General features: G+C 43.7%; 15 protein-coding genes and 1 other RNA gene. 1 reads left to right on the forward strand and 15 read right to left on the reverse strand.

Annotation, left to right across the window (positions count from 1 at the left end; genetic code table 11):
- The 5 genes from BM278_RS05810 to BM278_RS05830 all read right to left on the reverse strand — a co-directional run.
- On the reverse strand, positions 1-237 hold a 237-nt coding region (locus BM278_RS05810), incomplete at its 3' end, for an IS110 family transposase (protein WP_143093421.1).
- 193 nt (positions 238-430) lie between these two features.
- On the reverse strand, positions 431-763 hold the full coding sequence (locus tag BM278_RS05815) for a hypothetical protein (protein ID WP_090948431.1): 333 nt from the start codon (positions 761-763) through the stop codon (positions 431-433).
- A gap of 18 nt (positions 764-781) precedes the next feature.
- Positions 782-2,731, reverse strand: a complete 1,950-nt coding sequence (locus BM278_RS05820; RefSeq protein ID WP_090948432.1) for a DUF6792 domain-containing protein — start codon at positions 2,729-2,731, stop codon at positions 782-784.
- Positions 2,732-2,755: 24 nt separating this feature from the next.
- On the reverse strand, positions 2,756-3,340 hold the full coding sequence (locus BM278_RS05825) for a hypothetical protein (RefSeq protein WP_208601757.1): 585 nt from the start codon (positions 3,338-3,340) through the stop codon (positions 2,756-2,758).
- A gap of 273 nt (positions 3,341-3,613) precedes the next feature.
- Positions 3,614-4,903, reverse strand: a complete 1,290-nt coding sequence (locus tag BM278_RS05830) for an EAL domain-containing protein (RefSeq protein ID WP_090948433.1) — start codon at positions 4,901-4,903, stop codon at positions 3,614-3,616.
- A gap of 215 nt (positions 4,904-5,118) precedes the next feature.
- Here BM278_RS05830 and BM278_RS05835 point away from each other — a divergent pair, with 215 nt between their 5' ends.
- On the forward strand, positions 5,119-5,421 hold the full coding sequence (locus tag BM278_RS05835) for a DUF3784 domain-containing protein (RefSeq protein WP_190305558.1): 303 nt from the start codon (positions 5,119-5,121) through the stop codon (positions 5,419-5,421).
- A 132-nt stretch (positions 5,422-5,553) separates the two neighbouring features.
- Here the strand turns inward: BM278_RS05835 and BM278_RS05840 are convergent, their stop codons facing one another.
- From BM278_RS05840 to tpiA, 10 genes are all read right to left on the reverse strand, one after another.
- Complete coding sequence (locus BM278_RS05840) at positions 5,554-6,117, reverse strand: 3D domain-containing protein (RefSeq protein ID WP_090948434.1); 564 nt, start codon at positions 6,115-6,117, stop codon at positions 5,554-5,556.
- Positions 6,118-6,398: 281 nt separating this feature from the next.
- Positions 6,399-6,753, reverse strand: a transfer-messenger RNA (tmRNA) gene (gene ssrA / locus BM278_RS05845).
- Between the two features lie 174 nt (positions 6,754-6,927).
- Positions 6,928-7,395, reverse strand: coding sequence for an SsrA-binding protein SmpB (gene smpB, locus BM278_RS05850; protein ID WP_090948435.1), 468 nt, complete (start codon positions 7,393-7,395; stop codon positions 6,928-6,930).
- 87 nt (positions 7,396-7,482) lie between these two features.
- Positions 7,483-9,777 (reverse strand): ribonuclease R, encoded by a 2,295-nt coding sequence (rnr, locus tag BM278_RS05855; RefSeq protein WP_090948436.1) that lies wholly within the window; start codon positions 9,775-9,777, stop codon positions 7,483-7,485.
- A 20-nt stretch (positions 9,778-9,797) separates the two neighbouring features.
- Entirely contained in the window at positions 9,798-10,538 is a 741-nt protein-coding gene (locus BM278_RS05860) for an alpha/beta hydrolase (protein ID WP_143093422.1), read from the reverse strand.
- 79 nt (positions 10,539-10,617) lie between these two features.
- Positions 10,618-10,851, reverse strand: a complete 234-nt coding sequence (secG, locus tag BM278_RS05865) for a preprotein translocase subunit SecG (RefSeq protein ID WP_064552117.1) — start codon at positions 10,849-10,851, stop codon at positions 10,618-10,620.
- A gap of 176 nt (positions 10,852-11,027) precedes the next feature.
- Complete coding sequence (locus tag BM278_RS05870; protein WP_090948438.1) at positions 11,028-12,527, reverse strand: carboxylesterase/lipase family protein; 1,500 nt, start codon at positions 12,525-12,527, stop codon at positions 11,028-11,030.
- 258 nt (positions 12,528-12,785) lie between these two features.
- Entirely contained in the window at positions 12,786-14,078 is a 1,293-nt protein-coding gene (gene eno / locus BM278_RS05875) for a phosphopyruvate hydratase (RefSeq protein WP_090948439.1), read from the reverse strand.
- A gap of 22 nt (positions 14,079-14,100) precedes the next feature.
- Positions 14,101-15,636: a 2,3-bisphosphoglycerate-independent phosphoglycerate mutase gene (gene gpmI / locus BM278_RS05880; RefSeq protein WP_090948440.1), complete on the reverse strand. Its 1,536-nt coding sequence runs from the start codon at positions 15,634-15,636 to the stop codon at positions 14,101-14,103.
- Positions 15,629-16,390 (reverse strand): triose-phosphate isomerase, encoded by a 762-nt coding sequence (gene tpiA / locus BM278_RS05885; RefSeq protein ID WP_090948441.1) that lies wholly within the window; start codon positions 16,388-16,390, stop codon positions 15,629-15,631. Before tpiA ends, gpmI begins: the two co-directional genes overlap by 8 nt.
- Positions 16,391-16,416 lie beyond the last annotated feature (26 nt).

Genomic DNA, 16,416 nt, shown 5'->3' on the forward strand with positions numbered 1-16,416 from the left:
GGTCGGTTCCACGGCGACGATCACCTGTGACTTCCCGAACGCTTGCATCGCCTCCTGAATCGCTTCATTCAGCTGCCGAAATCCCTTCTTCGACTGGAGGAACGGGAAGGATTTTCGAAGCACACGCCCCCGGTCATCCACGAAGCAGGCGTAGTGGGTTCGTTTCGCGATATCGATTCCCACGACAAGCGTTTGTTCGGTGACTTGATTGATTTTATGATTTTGTGTACAATTCATCTGAAGTCCTCCTTGGCATGATGGTAGGTGTTGTTTGACACCCCTGCATCATACCAAGAGGGCTTTTTTTGATCAAGTCCCCGGAAAAGCTCCTAACAGGAATGCTTTCTGTTCTTAAAGGTGCCATCTCATGCACGCCTTCTTCCTTTTCCCCCTCGAAACTGCGCCATTCATTTTCCCACGTATATGCATATTACCTTTTCTGTTCTCGAATAATGACATCATAATACAAAGTGATATTTTGTCCTCTCATCTTATTAATCATGTCTGTGTATAGCGAAGCGACGTATCTCATATCATCCCTAAACGTATAATTAATCGATAGGTTATTTTTTTGATACTGTTTTATCGCTTCATTGGTTTTGTCGATGATTTGCCCTCTGCCATATTTCATTTCATGATGAATCAAATGAACCAATTCCGCATCCAATTCACTCATTCTATTTAATTGTTGAATAAACCTGTTCGCTTTATACGTAAAATCCTGCTCTGGACCAAAATGATAGAGCATATTCAGTTGTCCCATACAGAATATCTCCCCTTATCAATACCGCAAATCAAATATTTTGGACACATTTTGGTCCTGCTCAAAAAACTCCTCAAACGATTTTTTAATAGTTTCAATGAGTTCTTTTCCTCTAGAAATTTCATGTTCATAATACAAAAACATCGCTTCAAAGATATATGGAATCCTCGGATCCAACGGGGGAATAGACTCATGAACATCAATGCGGCGTAACGCATACACTTGTTTTGCATCATCGGTAAAATGCCCCAATAAATGCTGATAGGCCCAGGGGTTTTGTTCCATGTCCTCGATTTTCTTCATCAGTTCTCGTTTTTGCATTTCAAAATCTTCTACATATTCATCGAAATAATACTGCTTCATCTTACGCAATACCGCTTCTTTTTCTTCCATAATTTGCAGTCCCTTTTGATATATTCTTACGGCGGAGGAAAGATTCATCCGGATTTCTTGTTCTCCCACTTTCTTGATGAAGATTAAATTTCCATACTCATCATACGTTCTGCCTTTCGAACGGGCGAGAGCCGTGATGACTTCGTTCAAGGTATGGGCATCCACGCTCATGGTGATGGCTTTTTGAAGATTCGCCGTATTTTCTTGGATGATTTGAAGGCGTTTTAAGATGTCCAATACCTTATCCCGAATCTGGAATAACACCTCAATACTAGCTTTCCATTGAAGAATGTCATCAGTTACCAATGGGGTAAGGAATGGAATGGCCATTCTCCAATTCCATGTTTTGCGAAGCAGTTGTTGAATCGATGCGATATCCTTTTCAATTCCCTTGACTTCGCTCAAAACCATTTTCTTTTCTTCTGGAGTAACATAGCCCAACTCCACAAAAACACTGAATATCGGATCCAAATTTTTATACAAAATCGCCACGTTCTTCATAAGTTCCGGAATTTTCACTTTCATATCGTCGAGCATATGATTCGCTTTCGAGACAATGTCTCCTGCATGCCACAAATAGTCCATAGTATCATAGCCCTGAAGCGACTCGATAAAGGCGATATCAACCCCCATCATCGCCTGAACGACCCCATCAAATCCTTTTTCATTGTAAACATCTGAATATTGCGATAAATACATTTGAATTGCTTTTACATCTTTATCGGATATTTTCGCAATCAAATCTTTGATACTAGTAAAATCCTTGTTCGTATCAATGACCTGACGGCTTCCGATATCAATGAATCCCCGCACCCCGCTCACCGCATACAATAGATCCTCTTCGGCGGTTAGATGATGAATCGAACGCTCGTCGATTTGCTTTTTATAGTATTCTTCCGCAAAGGCTTTGAGCTCGGAAGGGGGAAGGGTGTATATAGAGTTGTAGTTCAAAGGATTTAAGTTAAATCTTTCGGCTAAATCATACCAAAAATCAACATCTATTTTTGCTAATTGATAATAACTAGGCGGAGCATCATTAATTACATATACTTGCTCATACTCCTTTGTTGTTAACTGGATAGTAGCAATTAAGTTTCCACCCAAAGAATGTCCTAGTCCTATTTTCTTTAACTTTACTTTTTTATCACATTTATTCTTTTCCAAGTCTTCATCTATTTTTTTAGTTACTATTTCGTCGAAATGCATGGCATCTCTATATTGGCTTTTGTCTTGCCCCACGAAAATACCAAAAGTATTATAAAACCAATCAAGGGGTTTCCATGTATCTTTCTCTGATGCTTCGCTTCCTCTTGTAATGATATACGCTTGATTGATTCCCTTCTCCTCATCATAAAAATGAATCGCTGTTCCATCAAAACCAGAATCAATATGCCTGAAATCTTTAAAATCATCAGAGCGATAAATAGCAATGTGAGCGGGCGGCTCTTTTCCCGTCTCTTCGATATAAATTCTTTTGATTTCTCTTTTGATTTCTCCAATGGTAAGATTTTGATATTCTACATTCATAATCCGCGCACGCAATATATCCGTATTTAGTACTTCTTCATTTGACACAACTCCTTCGCCCCCCAGGTTCACTTAATGCAGGAATTCAATGGATTTCATTAACTTCTTAGCATTTTTTTCTTCCTTTGTTAGGTCAATATTACATTTTTGTTTAAAATTCAAACATGACACTCCGTAAATAAACTCTATTCCTTGATTACTTTTATTAGACTTTATATAACTAAAAAATGTATAAGCTTTACTTTTTCCATTACTTAGAAGTTTTTCATTTTTAGCATAGTAGAATATCTTATCTTCATATTGAAATTCTGTATAATGCCCATTGTAGTTAACAGAATTAGATAATAATTTTAAATTCGTATCAATGTTATTAGTTATTGCTTTATTTTCATATGTTATCCTTACAAAATAAGCAATATTCTCTTTCTTGTTACTTTCTCCGAAATTAATATCTTCGAAATAATCTTTATGTTTTTCATAATACATTTTGTCCATTATTGCATTTTTCGGATACAGCATCGTAAATCCGCCGGTTTTCGACTTGAATAAGTAATATCCTTCCTTCACTTCTTTTGGAGAGACCATAAATTCCCGAGTAAACTTGTCTTGAAACGCCACCGTGTCCGGCAACTTCTCCGGTTGAGCCTTCGAATCCATCTCACACCCCCCGATCAATATCAACGCCAATAGCAGCAAGTTTCTCCATCTCTTAAGCAAAGGACGCTCTCCTTTCCAAATTATCTCCATTCTCTCTATACGTATCATATGATGGTCACTTATTCAATAAAAAATGTTATTATATCTAAATTTAGGAAAATTGAACTATAAAAATATAAATGTGATATCTTTACTTGCAGAACATCTCAAGGGATGACGCCTTTTTTTATTTCAATGCAAAATAAATAAAAAACATGGGTGAAACCCATGTTTTCAGACTATTGAAGAATGTCTTTCAATCCATTCCATCACCGCATCCGAAACTGGCTGTAGTTTCGGGTGTGGTCTGCCTAACAAATATCCTTGACCGAAATGAACGCCAAGCCGTTTCACTATTTCCAGCTCCTCGAAAGTCTCGATTCCTTCCGCAATAATTTGGCAATTAATTTTCTGCGCAAACACTACCAACGTCTCCAACAAAATTTCTTTAATCTTGTCGCGGTCGATATGATGAATAATCGAACGGTCAATCTTAATGTAATCGGGGCGCAATTCGGCAATTGCTTGTAAAGAAGAATAGCCCGCTCCCGCATCGTCAATCGCAATTCGGTATCCCTGTTTTCGATAGTGGCCTAACGCTTTCGTGAAAGATGCGTAATCATCGATGGACTGGCGTTCTGTAATTTCAAACACAACGTTTTGTGGTGTCAAATTCATCTTTTCGAGGAACGCCAAGGTCTGTCCCGGAGTAAATTGCGGGTCGTGAATCACATTGGCATTGAGATTGATGAATAATTTCCAGTTAGAATCACTTGATAAAAATCCCTCAATTGCCCGTTGCCGCGCCGCTTTTTCCAATGCATACAGCTGGTTTTCTTTTTCCGCAAATTCCCAAAGGCGATTCGGCGTCGCAAAATAACTTTCCTGCGGGCCGCGCGCTAACGCTTCATATCCATAGATGCTCCCAGTAGAAAGAGAGACAATCGGTTGATAATGAGCCGTAATCTTATGCCAAGCAAGTATATCTCGAAATTCCATCTGCAAGCGCCTGAATTCAGCGTCCGTTTTGCTTCTCGCTTCGTGAATCGCTTCTTTGATCGCATCATACAGCAAGTTTTCGGCTGTTCGTCCTGTACTAGGATCCAGCACCGCCGTCCCAGTATAAAGTTCAATTGAATCACCAGACAATACCATCGATTCGTTCAATTGCTTTCCAAAGATGGTACGGATCTCATGTGCTAGGCGAAGCAAAACCGTTTTCACCCAATTCGCATCTCCCTGCTCCGTACGGACAAACAACAATACATCGTCTCCAAACATTCGGTGAGTCAACAGTCCGAATGAACCAGCCATTTCTGCTTCTATGATCAATTGTTTCCACACTTGGAGCAGCTTTCGACAAGCGATTTGCCCATGTTTTTTCTCCATCTCCCCAAAACGTTTTATATCTAAGTATATCAGTCCTATAGGATACTTGTTTAAATGTTTAGCAATTTTTTCCGTGAGATTTTCGCTATTCAAACTATCAGCAAGCAGTATAATGGAAGCGAGCTGATCCGCCATCCTTTGGACTCCTTTCAATAAAAAACAACAAACTCCGTATGATGTTCAACATTATACCATAGCTCATACCGATGAATTTTAAACATTTTGTAAATATTTGTCGAGTTTTTTGTAAAAGAGTGTGGAAAGCTGTTTATCGCCTATCAACGAAACTTATCAGGCATTAAGAACGTATTTACATAAAAATATAAGTTCCTATTTTTGGAGGTGACACAATGTATCTTGCAATTATTATTTGCAGTATTGTTAGTTTATTTATGATTCTAATGGGATATTTAATTTGGGCAAAGAAGAAACTATTTCTCATAGCAGGTTACAATGAGGAAACTTTTGTAGGGAATAAAGAAAAATTAGCAAGAACAATGGGCATATTTTCTATATGCACTGGAATACTTAGTTTCATTCTTCCATTTGCTCTTGAGTATATTGGTTCATTCACAGGAATTATATTTGCAATAATCATCGTGTTAGGGACTATTGTAACAGGGATTTATGTAAATATGCTTAATAGAAAGTGAAAAGAGGGAATCGTTATCTTATTTAAACGATTCCTTTGTTAATGAAATTAATTATAGAACATATTGCAAAACGTAAAACGAATGGCACATAAAAAATTATGAAAAAAAGCCGGTATCACTCCGGCTCCTTGATTATCTATATACTCTAACTTTTACTGTTCTGACGCCCCATTGGATAGCTTTTGCTTTTGTAGGCATGAGCACGTCAATTTTGTTTCCTTTGATTCCGACTCCTTTATCCGCTGCAATCGCATAGCCGTAACCTTCCACATAAACCTTTGAACCTAGCGGAATTACCTTTGGATCAACGGCAATTGCTTTAATCGAAGGGTTTTTCTTTAAATTTAAGCCTGTAGCTGTTATTCCGCTGCAACCTTTGCAGTTTACTGTATAAGCATATGCTTTAACGGTGATTGTTTTGTACGCTGCTGTTTTGGCTGCTGCCTTTTTTACCGTAGTTTTAGCAGGCGCTTTGGTTGCCATTCCTGAAATCTTTAAAACCTGTTTTGGTCTGATCAAATCGCTTTTAAGGTTATTCCAGCTCTTTAGCTGGCTGACAGTCACTTTATACTTTTTAGCTATGCCCCAAAGAGTATCACCACTTTTTACCTGATATGTGCCGGCTGCCGATGCAGCTCCTGAAAATCCGAACGCTAGAAAGATTGATGAAGTAATATATAATAGTAGCTTTTTCAAGATACTACTCCCTCCTTGCTTAAATTCGTAACAATAGAATACTTGCTTGGATTCGTACTAGGATTCGTAACAGTATAATATCAATAAAATATAACAATTATGTTTCATAGAGTTAGTAATTATGTTACAAAATGAAGACATAATTGTATCATCTTGTTCTTTCATATAAAAAAAGCGCACTTTATATCAAGTGCACCCGAACAATTGACATAGAACCAATGAAAAAACGGACTTGCCGATAATGGCAAGTCCGTTAATTTATTTTTGAGCGTATGATTATGTAATGGAGACGGTGGGAGTCGAACCCACGTCCAGAGATATCGCCACTTAAGCATCTACGAGCGTAGTCGGTATATTTCGGTTTCGCTGCATCTTCCGCCTACCGACAGGCCTCCGAGCAGCTAGCCTGATTGTTCTCTTCCCTCGTCCTCAGGCGGCGGACTCGGGCGTAGCCCACTCGTTATGAGCCCCTGCACCGCCACGTGGGCGATGGCGGGAGGAGCTAGCTGCGTTTAATTAGGCAGCTAAAGCGTAGTTTTCTTTGCCAGTTATCTTTAAGTGACGTTTTTTACGAGGACGATCCCCTCGGCTCGCAGCTTAAGCGCGACCTATCCCTGTCGAATCCGTATCGTCCCCGTGATGGAGAAGCGATAACGATAAGCTTAAGCTTTGGATAACTGGCTTTTGCATTATTGATTATAACATAATGCATTTAATTTTCAATGATAAAGTTTTGGAATCATATTTTTTGCCGTTTGTGTTATTCATTATAACATAATGCACTTAATTTTCAATTGTAAAGTCTTGGAATTATAATTTTTGCCGTTCGCGAAAAGCACGTTCGATTTCCCGTTGTGCTTCTCTTCGTTTCATGTCTTCGCGTTTGTCATATTTTTTCTTTCCTTTGCCAACGCCTAACAACACTTTGGCAAAACCGTTTTTAATATATAGCTTTAACGGAACGAGCGTATAGCCTTGTTCTTTTGTGTAACCAATCAGCTTATTAATTTCACGGCGATGAAGAAGAAGCTTTCTTGTCCGCAATGGGTCATGGTTATAACGGTTCCCTTGTTCATACGGACTAATATGCATATTATGAAGAAATACTTCCCCTTTTTCGACCTTCGCAAATGAATCCTTTAAATTAACTTTTCCAGCGCGAATCGATTTAATTTCCGTTCCTTGCAGGACAATCCCCACTTCATACGTTTCTTCGATAAAATAATCGTGATGCGCTTTTTTGTTTTGGGCAATCAGTTTCCCTTCACCTTTTGGCATACAACGTCCTTCCTCCTCATATCGTGCAACTATGATTTTAACAAAAAACGTGAAGAAGGAAAAGTCTCTTGCTATCGAGACTTTTCCTTATCGTTTTTTCTTTTTCTTTTTCTTCTTTTTTGCTTTTAGCTGTGGAACGTCTTCGTAAAATTTCTTTGATTTTTTCGCTTTTCCATTTTGTCTATTTGTTTTTTTCCGCTTTTTCCCTTCAATAACGACAGGTGCACTTTTTGCCTCTTTAGGACGGCGGCCTTTCATGCCGACAATTTCAAAGTCGACGATCCGCTCGTCTTTGTTTACGTTGATGACGCGAACCGTGATTTGGTCGCCGATGCGGTACACTTTTCCAGTCCGTTCGCCAATCATGGCGTAACTCCGTTCATCGTAACGGTAATAGTCATCCGTCAAGTAACTGACATGGACGAGCCCCTCGACCGTGTTCGGCAGTTCGACAAAGAGGCCGAAGTTCGTAACAGAGCTAATAATTCCGTCAAACTCCATGCCGATTTTATCTTCCATAAACTCCGTTTTCTTCAAATCGTCCGTTTCCCGTTCTGCTTCGACCGCGCGGCGCTCCATGTTCGACGCGTGTTCCGCAATATCCGGGAGCTTTTCCGCCCATTTTTGTTGCGTCTGTTCATCCATTTGCCCGTTAATCAAATACGTGCGAATAAGGCGGTGCACAATTAAATCCGGATAACGGCGGATCGGGGAGGTAAAATGCGTATAAAAATCGGTTGATAATCCGTAGTGCCCAAGGCTTTCGGCATCGTAACGCGCCTGCTTCATCGAACGAAGCATCACCGTCGATATAAGCATTTCCTCCGGCTCGCCGCGCACCGCTTCTAAAATTTCTTGAAGCGCGCGCGGGTGAATGTGATTTCCCGTTCCTTTTACGACATAACCAAAGTTGGTAATAAACTCGAGAAAACGCTGCAATTTTTCCGGTTTTGGATCTTCGTGCACGCGATAAATAAACGGGACGTTCAGCCAGTGGAAATGTTCAGCGACCGTCTCATTCGCCACAAGCATAAATTCTTCGATAAGCCGCTCCGCCACCGAACGTTCGCGCAACACAATATCATACGGCTTTCCGTTTTCATCAACGAGCACTTTCGCTTCTTTAAAATCAAAATCAATCGCGCCGCGCTTCATCCGTTTATTGCGCAAAATTTCCGCAAGTTCGGCCATCAATTCAAACATCGGCACAAGCGGGGCGTATTTTTTTCTCAGTTCTTCATCTTTGTCAACGAGAATTTTGTTCACATCCGAATACGTCATCCGCTCCGTTGTGCGAATGACGCTTTGGAAAATTTCGTGGCTCACGACTTCGCCGCGCTCGTCGATTTCCATTTCGCATGAAATCGTCAAGCGGTCGACTTTCGGGTTTAACGAACAAATGCCGTTCGACAAACGATGAGGAATCATCGGAATGACGCGGTCGACTAAATAGACGCTTGTCCCACGTTCGTACGCTTCCCGGTCAATCGGCGAGCCTTCTTCGACATAATAGCTGACATCGGCAATGTGGACGCCAAGTTTATAATGCCCGTTTGCCAATTTCGTGACAGTCACGGCGTCATCTAAGTCTTTTGCGTCTTCGCCGTCGATCGTGACGATCATTTGGTCGCGCAAATCGCGGCGGCCTTGCAAGTCTTTCTCTGTAATCGTATCGGAAATGCGGTTGGCGTGCTCAATGACTTCATCTGGAAATTGGAGCGGAAGACCGTGCTTATGAATAATGGATAAAATATCGACGCCTGGATCGTTTTTATGGCCGAGAATTTTAACAACTTCCCCTTCGGCGCTCATTCGTCCTTGCGGGTACGATGTTAGCCGCACGACGACTTTATGCCCTTCCACGGCTCCGTTTGCCGCATGCTTCGGGATGAAAATATCGTTGACGATTTTTTTATCGTCGGGAATGACAAATCCGAAATATTTGCTTTCCGTATACGTTCCGACCACTTCGGTGACGCCGCGTTCTAAAATGCGCACGATCGTTCCCTCTCTGCGCGCACCTGAGGAATCGGCATGCACACGCACTAATACAGTATCGCCATGCATCGCGTTTTTCATCTCGGAAGGCGGAATAAAAATGTCATCGAGCGCCGGATCGTCCGGCACGACGAAAGCGAATCCTTTCGCGTGCCCGGACACTTTTCCGCGCACTAAGTTCATTTTTTCCGGCACACCGTAGCGGTTGCTTCTCGTCCGTACAACAAGCCCTTGTTCCTCCATCGCGACAAGCGCTTTTACAAACTCCTTAAACGCCGCCGCGTCCGTGATGCCAAACGCTTCTTCCAGCTCTTGAACGGTAAGAGGCTTGTACGCCTCATCTCGCATAAACGTTAAAATTCGCTCGACTAACGACTGATCCATCCTTTTCCCACCTTTCACGGTTACCAATCCAATGACTCTAAAAACTCGTAAATATCCTCGTGCAGCTGTTCTTTTTCTTTATCCAGCGTAATGACGTGTCCTGACTCTTCATACCATTTGATTTTTTTCACTGGCGATTCAATACCGTTATAAATAATATTGGCGCTATCGGGATTAATCATTTCATCGTGACGCGCTTGCACGACAAATGTCGGCGCATAAATCAAATCGATATGATCGCGGACGTCGGCAACAAGTTCCTGTAACGCTTTTAGCGTGCGCATTGGCGTCTTTTTAAACTCTTCCATTTCTTTTTCGATTTGCTCCGGCGTTTTTCCTTCGCGCTTTTTATATTCGCGCGCATACTTTAACACACCTTGATACAGTGCTTCCTCGCTTTTCATGTACATCGGCGCGCACATTGAAATAATTCCTACTACAGGTACAGTGTAACCTAATTTAAGGGAAAATACGCCGCCGAGCGATAGTCCAGCGACCGCAATTTTTTCATATCCTTTATTTTTTAAAAATTCATAAGCGTTCATCACATCTTGCCACCAGTCATCCGGTCCGGTATGTACAAGCTCTTCCGGTGGCACCCCGTGTCCTTTATAAATCGGCGCATGGCATGTATACCCTTTTGCTTCAAGAAAGCGCCCCAACATTCTGACATCCGACGAGTTTCCGGTAAAACCATGCAGCAATAAAACTGCGCGTTCTCCTGCTTCAAACGTAAATGGTTTTGGTGGAACAATCTTCATGATGCAATAACCCCTTTCTCTTTTCCAAACAGAAAAGGCAGCCCTAATAAATGGTTGGACCGCCCCATTGTTTTTAATCTTAAAGTTGCATATACGTCACCGCTATTGATAATACAAAAAACAACACTGCCAGCACAACTGTAATGCGCTGCAACACCGCATCCAATCCGCGCGCTTTCTGTTTCCCAAACAGCTGCTCCGCACCGCCTGTAATGGCGCCGGAAAGGCCAGCGCTTCTTCCCGATTGCAACAAAACGATCACAATAAGCGCGATCGAAACAATAACTAACAATGTGACAAGCAACGCATGCATGCCTACTCCTCCTTTAAAACACGCACTACAATATTTTAAATTTTATCATAAACGAGGAGCTTGCACAATAGCGCAAGGAGCAAGGCATTATTCATTATACCAAATTTTTTCTATAAAACAAAAAATATAGCCATCCTTTTCTCGATGCTCAGGACGGCTTTTTCTTGAAACGCATGTTACCTTTCCTTTTTCCAAATTTCCCTTTCTTTTCTGAACGGATCGATTTCTACGCGGCTTGACATGTTAAAAATGATCGCCGCTCTTTGGTGAAAGTCATAAACCGGCCATTCTTCCGATAGTTGATCGCAGTTAGGGTTTCCATTCCGTGCAAATGAAATCCATGCGTTATGCATTGGTTCGGAAATTTGCTGCAAATTCCGACCGTCTCCAATCAAATTGGCAACCCCCGGCTGATGAAGGTTGGCAAATACAAAAGGTATCTCGAGCGCATGGCACGCCTTTAATTTTCCGCCAAGCACGGGCGTTTCATAGTCAAAGCGGTACATCCAAACGTTTGCCCCATGTTTCGTTTGATAATCAGCAGTGCGCAGCATGCCCTGTGTAAATAGGCGGTAAGTCATGATGCGGATCAATTTTTGCCAAGTCGGCTCCGATTCATCTCCCATATGAAGATAATAATCTATCGCTTGCTGCGGAACCGGTCCGACTTCTTTGTGAATGCGCTTGAGAAGTTCTTGTTCGCCAAGCGCAGTCCATGAAGGATCGGTCATCGTGAATAAGTTGTACTCGTCCTTCGTCACGCCGATGATGATCGGAATATCGCGCGCGGTTCCTTCCTTTAATGCTTCAATCGGATGGTTTGGCAATGCTTTCCCATCTATCACCGGCCCGTAAGACACTTGCGGACCAAGTGACAGCGCGGCTTGAAGCAGCTGTTCTCCCGAAATCGCCAGCAATTGGTCGCGATCTCCCGGACGGATGCCGGCTTGATGAAGTATCTTCTCCGCTATTTCACTTGCTCTTGCGGCAGAATTCAACAAAAGCGCCCCCGAACCGCTCTGTAAAATCGCCCGTTGAAACAACCCTTTTGCTTCAGGCATAGCTAGCAGTGCGCCGACGCTTGCCGCTCCCGCCGACTCACCGAAAATCGTGACTTGTTTTGGATCGCCACCAAACGCCTCAATATTTTCCTGCACCCATCGCAATGCCGCGATTTGGTCAAGGAGGCCGCAATTTCCGGAAACAGCATAGTCTTCCCCAAATAAATCCGCTAAATGGAAAAAGCCAAATACATTCATCCGATAATTGATCGTCACAACAACGACATCGCCGTTAGCGGCAAAAGCTGTTCCGTCATACCAAGGGCTCGAACCGGAACCGAACAAAAACGCTCCTCCGTGAATCCAAACCATTACAGGGCGTTTCTTGCCGTCTGCCCCCGGTGACCAAATGTTGAGAAACAAACAGTCTTCACTGCGAGGTTCCTTGATGCGCCCCAATACCCCTCCAAACAGGAAGTCGTCCGGCTGCATCGCAACAGCTGCAAACTTTGTAGCGTCGCGCACTCCCGTCCAAGGCTCAGGCGGCTGCGGCGGCTGGAAACGAAGTTCTCCCACTGGCGCTTTGGCATACGGAACTCCTTTCCAGTAGTAAACGTCTCCACTTTTGCCCCCTTGCAGTTTTCCATAGCGCGTTTCGATCAATGTGCCAGCCATGAAATCCCCCTTTTTTAAACTAGATTATTGTTCATACATATGATGGAGATATTATGGAAATGTCATTTTTTGAATAAAATAAAAAGCACCTAACCGATCGATCGGTTAGGCGCAATCGACCCAATGAAAACATACGGGAGAAGCAGATCCTTTGAAAAAACAAAAATATCCAAATGATGTAAAAACAAAAACAGGAGGCTGCCCTCAAAAGATGTTTTACCAACCTTTTGGGACAGCCTCTTTTGCTTAAATCCTTCATTATTTTTTCAAGTTGTAGAACGATTTAATGCCGTTGTAAATCGCTGTGTCGCCAAGCTGGTCTTCGATGCGGAGCAATTGGTTGTATTTCGCGACGCGGTCGGTGCGGGACGGCGCCCCTGTTTTAATTTGGCCGGCGTTTGTCGCCACCGCGATGTCAGCGATCGTGCTGTCTTCCGTTTCGCCGGAACGGTGGGAAACAACCGCCGTATATCCGGCGCGTTTCGCCATTTCGATCGCATCGAACGTTTCCGTTAATGTACCGATTTGGTTTACTTTAATCAAAATCGAGTTGCCGACGCCTTTTTCGATTCCTTCCGCTAATTTTTTCGTGTTCGTTACAAACAAGTCGTCACCGACAAGCTGTACTTTTTTGCCGAGACGTTCAGTTAATAGTTTATGGCCTTCCCAGTCATTTTCATCCAACCCGTCTTCGATGGAAATGATCGGATATTTCGAAACGAGTTCTTCATACCATGCGACCATTTCTTCCGACGTTCTTACAACGCCTTCGCCTTCTAAATGGTATTTTCCGTCTTCTTTGTTGTAAAGTTCGGAAGAAGCAACGTCCATCGCCAGCATGACTTCTTCGCCTGGCTTGTAGCCGGCTTTTTCAATCGCTTCAATGATCGTTTGTAGCGCTTCTTCGTTCGATTTTAAGTTTGGCGCGAAACCGCCTTCGTCACCAACCGCCGTATTGTAGCCTTTCGCTTTTAATACCGCTTTTAAGCTGTGGAAAATTTCCGAACCCATGCGAAGCGCTTCGCGGAAGCTTTTCGCGCCGACAGGCATGATCATGAATTCTTGAATGTCGACATTGTTATCGGCATGCGCGCCGCCGTTTAAAATATTCATCATTGGCACAGGCAATGTTTTTGCGTTAAATCCGCCGAGGTATTGGTATAATGGCAGATCCAATTCGTCTGCCGCCGCGCGCGCGACTGCCAATGATACCCCTAAAATCGCGTTGGCGCCTAATTTGCTTTTGTTTTCCGTGCCGTCTAGTTCAATGAGCGTTTTGTCAATGCCGACTTGGTCTGTCACTTCAAAGCCGATAATTGCTGGTGCAATGACTTCGTTCACGTTTTCCACCGCTTTTAATACGCCTTTGCCAAAGTAGCGGCTTTTATCGCCGTCGCGCAATTCCACCGCTTCATATTCTCCTGTTGAGGCACCGCTTGGCACTAATGCGCGGCCAAAGCCGCCATCTTCCGTATATACTTCGACTTCCACCGTCGGATTGCCGCGCGAGTCTAATACTTCACGTGCATATACATCTACAATTGCAGACATGTTCACACTCTCCTTTTATTCATTATTTGATAATTAATGATTTTCCTGTCATTTCTTTTGGCTGTGGCAAGCCAAGCAAATCAAGCATGGTTGGCGCTAAATCCCCTAAAATGCCGTCTTTGCGAAGTTCGATTCCTTTTTTCGTGACAATGACTGGAACCGGATTTGTCGTATGCGCCGTTTGCGGTTTGCCATCCGGCGTCAATACTTCATCTGCGTTTCCGTGGTCCGCCGTAATGATCGCGATGCCGCCTTTGGCTAAAATCGCATCGACGACTTTGCCAAGGCATTCATCGACCGCTTCGACCGCTTTAATGGTTGGTTCGAGCTTACCGGAATGGCCAACCATATCCGGGTTCGCATAGTTTAAAATGATTGCGTCATATTTATCTGCTTCAATTTCTTTCAGGAGCGCATCCGTTACTTCATAAGCGCTCATTTCCGGCTTTAAGTCGTATGTGGCGACTTTTGGAGAATTGATTAAAATGCGGTCTTCACCCGGAAACTTCTCTTCGCGGCCGCCGCTCATAAAGAACGTCACGTGCGGATATTTTTCCGTTTCCGCGATGCGAAGCTGGCGCAATCCATGTTGCGATATGACTTCGCCGAGCGTATTATCCAAATTCGTCGGTTTAAACGCGACATAGCCTTTGACCGTTTCGCTAAAGTGCGTCAAACATACGAAGAACAAATTTTTCGGATGTTTCGGGCCGCGGTCGAATTCGCGGAAGTCTTCGTTCGTAAACGTGTTCGAAATTTGGATCGCCCGATCTGGACGGAAGTTGTAGAAAATAATCGCGTCTTCGTCTTTAATCGTCGCTACTGGCGATCCATCTTCACGCACCATAACCGATGGAAGCACGAATTCATCGTAAATGCCATGTTGATAAGAGTCTTCAATGCACTCAAGCGGATCGCGATATGTCGGGCCCTCGCCGTATACCATCGCACGGTACGCTTTTTCGACGCGCTCCCACCGTTTGTCGCGGTCCATCGAGTAATAGCGGCCGGATAATGTCGCGATTTCGCCGACGCCATACTCTTTTATTTTTGCTTGCAATTCTTTAATATATTTCGGCGCCGTTTGCGGACCGACGTCGCGACCATCTAAAAAGCCGTGGATGTAGACGTTTTTGACGCCTTCTTTCGCGGCTAATCTTAACAGCGCATATAGATGGTTAATATGGCTGTGCACGCCGCCGTCGGAGAGAAGACCGAAAATGTGCAAATTCGTTCCTTTTTCTTTGACATGGTTCATTGCCGCTAAAAACGTTTCATTGCGGTCAAATTCCCCTTCGCGAATCGCGATGTTGACGCGCGTTAAACTCTGGTAGACAATGCGGCCAGCGCCGATGTTCAAATGGCCGACTTCCGAGTTTCCCATTTGCCCTTCCGGAAGCCCGACCGCTTCGCCGCAAGCGGTGAGCGTTGCGTGTGGATATTCGTTCCAATAGCGGTCAAAATTCGGCTTTTTCGCTTGCGCTACCGCATTGCCGTATGTTTCTTCGCGAAGCGCAAATCCGTCTAAAATAATCAACGCTACCGGTTTTTTACTCATGTCGTCCAGCCTCCACTAATTGCAAAAATGATGTCGGATCGAGGCTTGCACCGCCGACAAGGGCGCCGTCAATATGTTCTTGCGCTAAAAATTCGCGGATGTTTTCCGGCTTGACGCTGCCGCCATACTGAATGCGTACGGCTTCGGCCACCTCCGGCGAAAAGATTTTGGCGATGACCGAACGAATATGGCCGCACACTTCGTTGGCATCTTCAGCAGTCGATGATTTGCCGGTGCCAATCGCCCAAATTGGTTCATAGGCGATCACCGCTTGTTTCGCTTGTTCCGCGGTTAACCCGGCAAGCGCTTTTTCGACTTGCGCGCCGACGATGTCATTCGTTTTGCCGCTTTCCCGTTGTTCCAGCGTTTCACCGCAGCAGACGATCGGAATTAATCCATGCTTGAAGGCAGCATGCACTTTTTTATTGACGGTTTCATCCGTCTCGGCAAACATTTCGCGGCGCTCGGAGTGGCCGATAATGACATACGTCACGCCGATATCTTTCAGCGCAACAGGGCTGATTTCGCCAGTAAACGCTCCTTTGTCTTCAAAATGCATATTTTGCGCGCCGATTTTTAAATCAGAGCCTTGCACGTTTTGGACAAGGCGGTCTAAAAACAAGAAAGGGGCGCAAATGACAGAGTCTACTTGTTCTGCCGGCGGAACAAGCCGTTTTACTTCTTCCACGAAGCTTACTGCCTCCGGCAATGTTTTATGCATTTTCCAGTTTCCTGCGATAATTCGTTTTCTCATTATTGATCCCTTCCTTTCCCAGAAAG

This window comes from Parageobacillus thermantarcticus, assembly GCF_900111865.1.
In the GTDB taxonomy this organism is placed as follows: domain Bacteria; phylum Bacillota; class Bacilli; order Bacillales; family Anoxybacillaceae; genus Parageobacillus; species Parageobacillus thermantarcticus.

Coding starts and splice junctions, on each gene's coding strand:
- BM278_RS05830 (WP_090948433.1), bottom strand. CDS start 4,903: ATGGCGGATCAGCTCGCTTCCATTATACTGCTTGCTGATAGTTTGAAT.
- rnr (WP_090948436.1), bottom strand. CDS start 9,777: ATGGATCAGTCGTTAGTCGAGCGAATTTTAACGTTTATGCGAGATGAG.
- BM278_RS05815 (WP_090948431.1), bottom strand. CDS start 763: ATGGGACAACTGAATATGCTCTATCATTTTGGTCCAGAGCAGGATTTT.
- gpmI (WP_090948440.1), bottom strand. CDS start 15,636: ATGAGTAAAAAACCGGTAGCGTTGATTATTTTAGACGGATTTGCGCTT.
- smpB (WP_090948435.1), bottom strand. CDS start 7,395: ATGCCAAAAGGTGAAGGGAAACTGATTGCCCAAAACAAAAAAGCGCAT.
- BM278_RS05860 (WP_143093422.1), bottom strand. CDS start 10,538: ATGAAGATTGTTCCACCAAAACCATTTACGTTTGAAGCAGGAGAACGC.
- BM278_RS05835 (WP_190305558.1), top strand. CDS start 5,119: ATGTATCTTGCAATTATTATTTGCAGTATTGTTAGTTTATTTATGATT.
- eno (WP_090948439.1), bottom strand. CDS start 14,078: ATGTCTGCAATTGTAGATGTATATGCACGTGAAGTATTAGACTCGCGC.
- secG (WP_064552117.1), bottom strand. CDS start 10,851: ATGCATGCGTTGCTTGTCACATTGTTAGTTATTGTTTCGATCGCGCTT.
- tpiA (WP_090948441.1), bottom strand. CDS start 16,390: ATGAGAAAACGAATTATCGCAGGAAACTGGAAAATGCATAAAACATTG.
- BM278_RS05825 (WP_208601757.1), bottom strand. CDS start 3,340: ATGGATTCGAAGGCTCAACCGGAGAAGTTGCCGGACACGGTGGCGTTT.
- BM278_RS05870 (WP_090948438.1), bottom strand. CDS start 12,527: ATGGCTGGCACATTGATCGAAACGCGCTATGGAAAACTGCAAGGGGGC.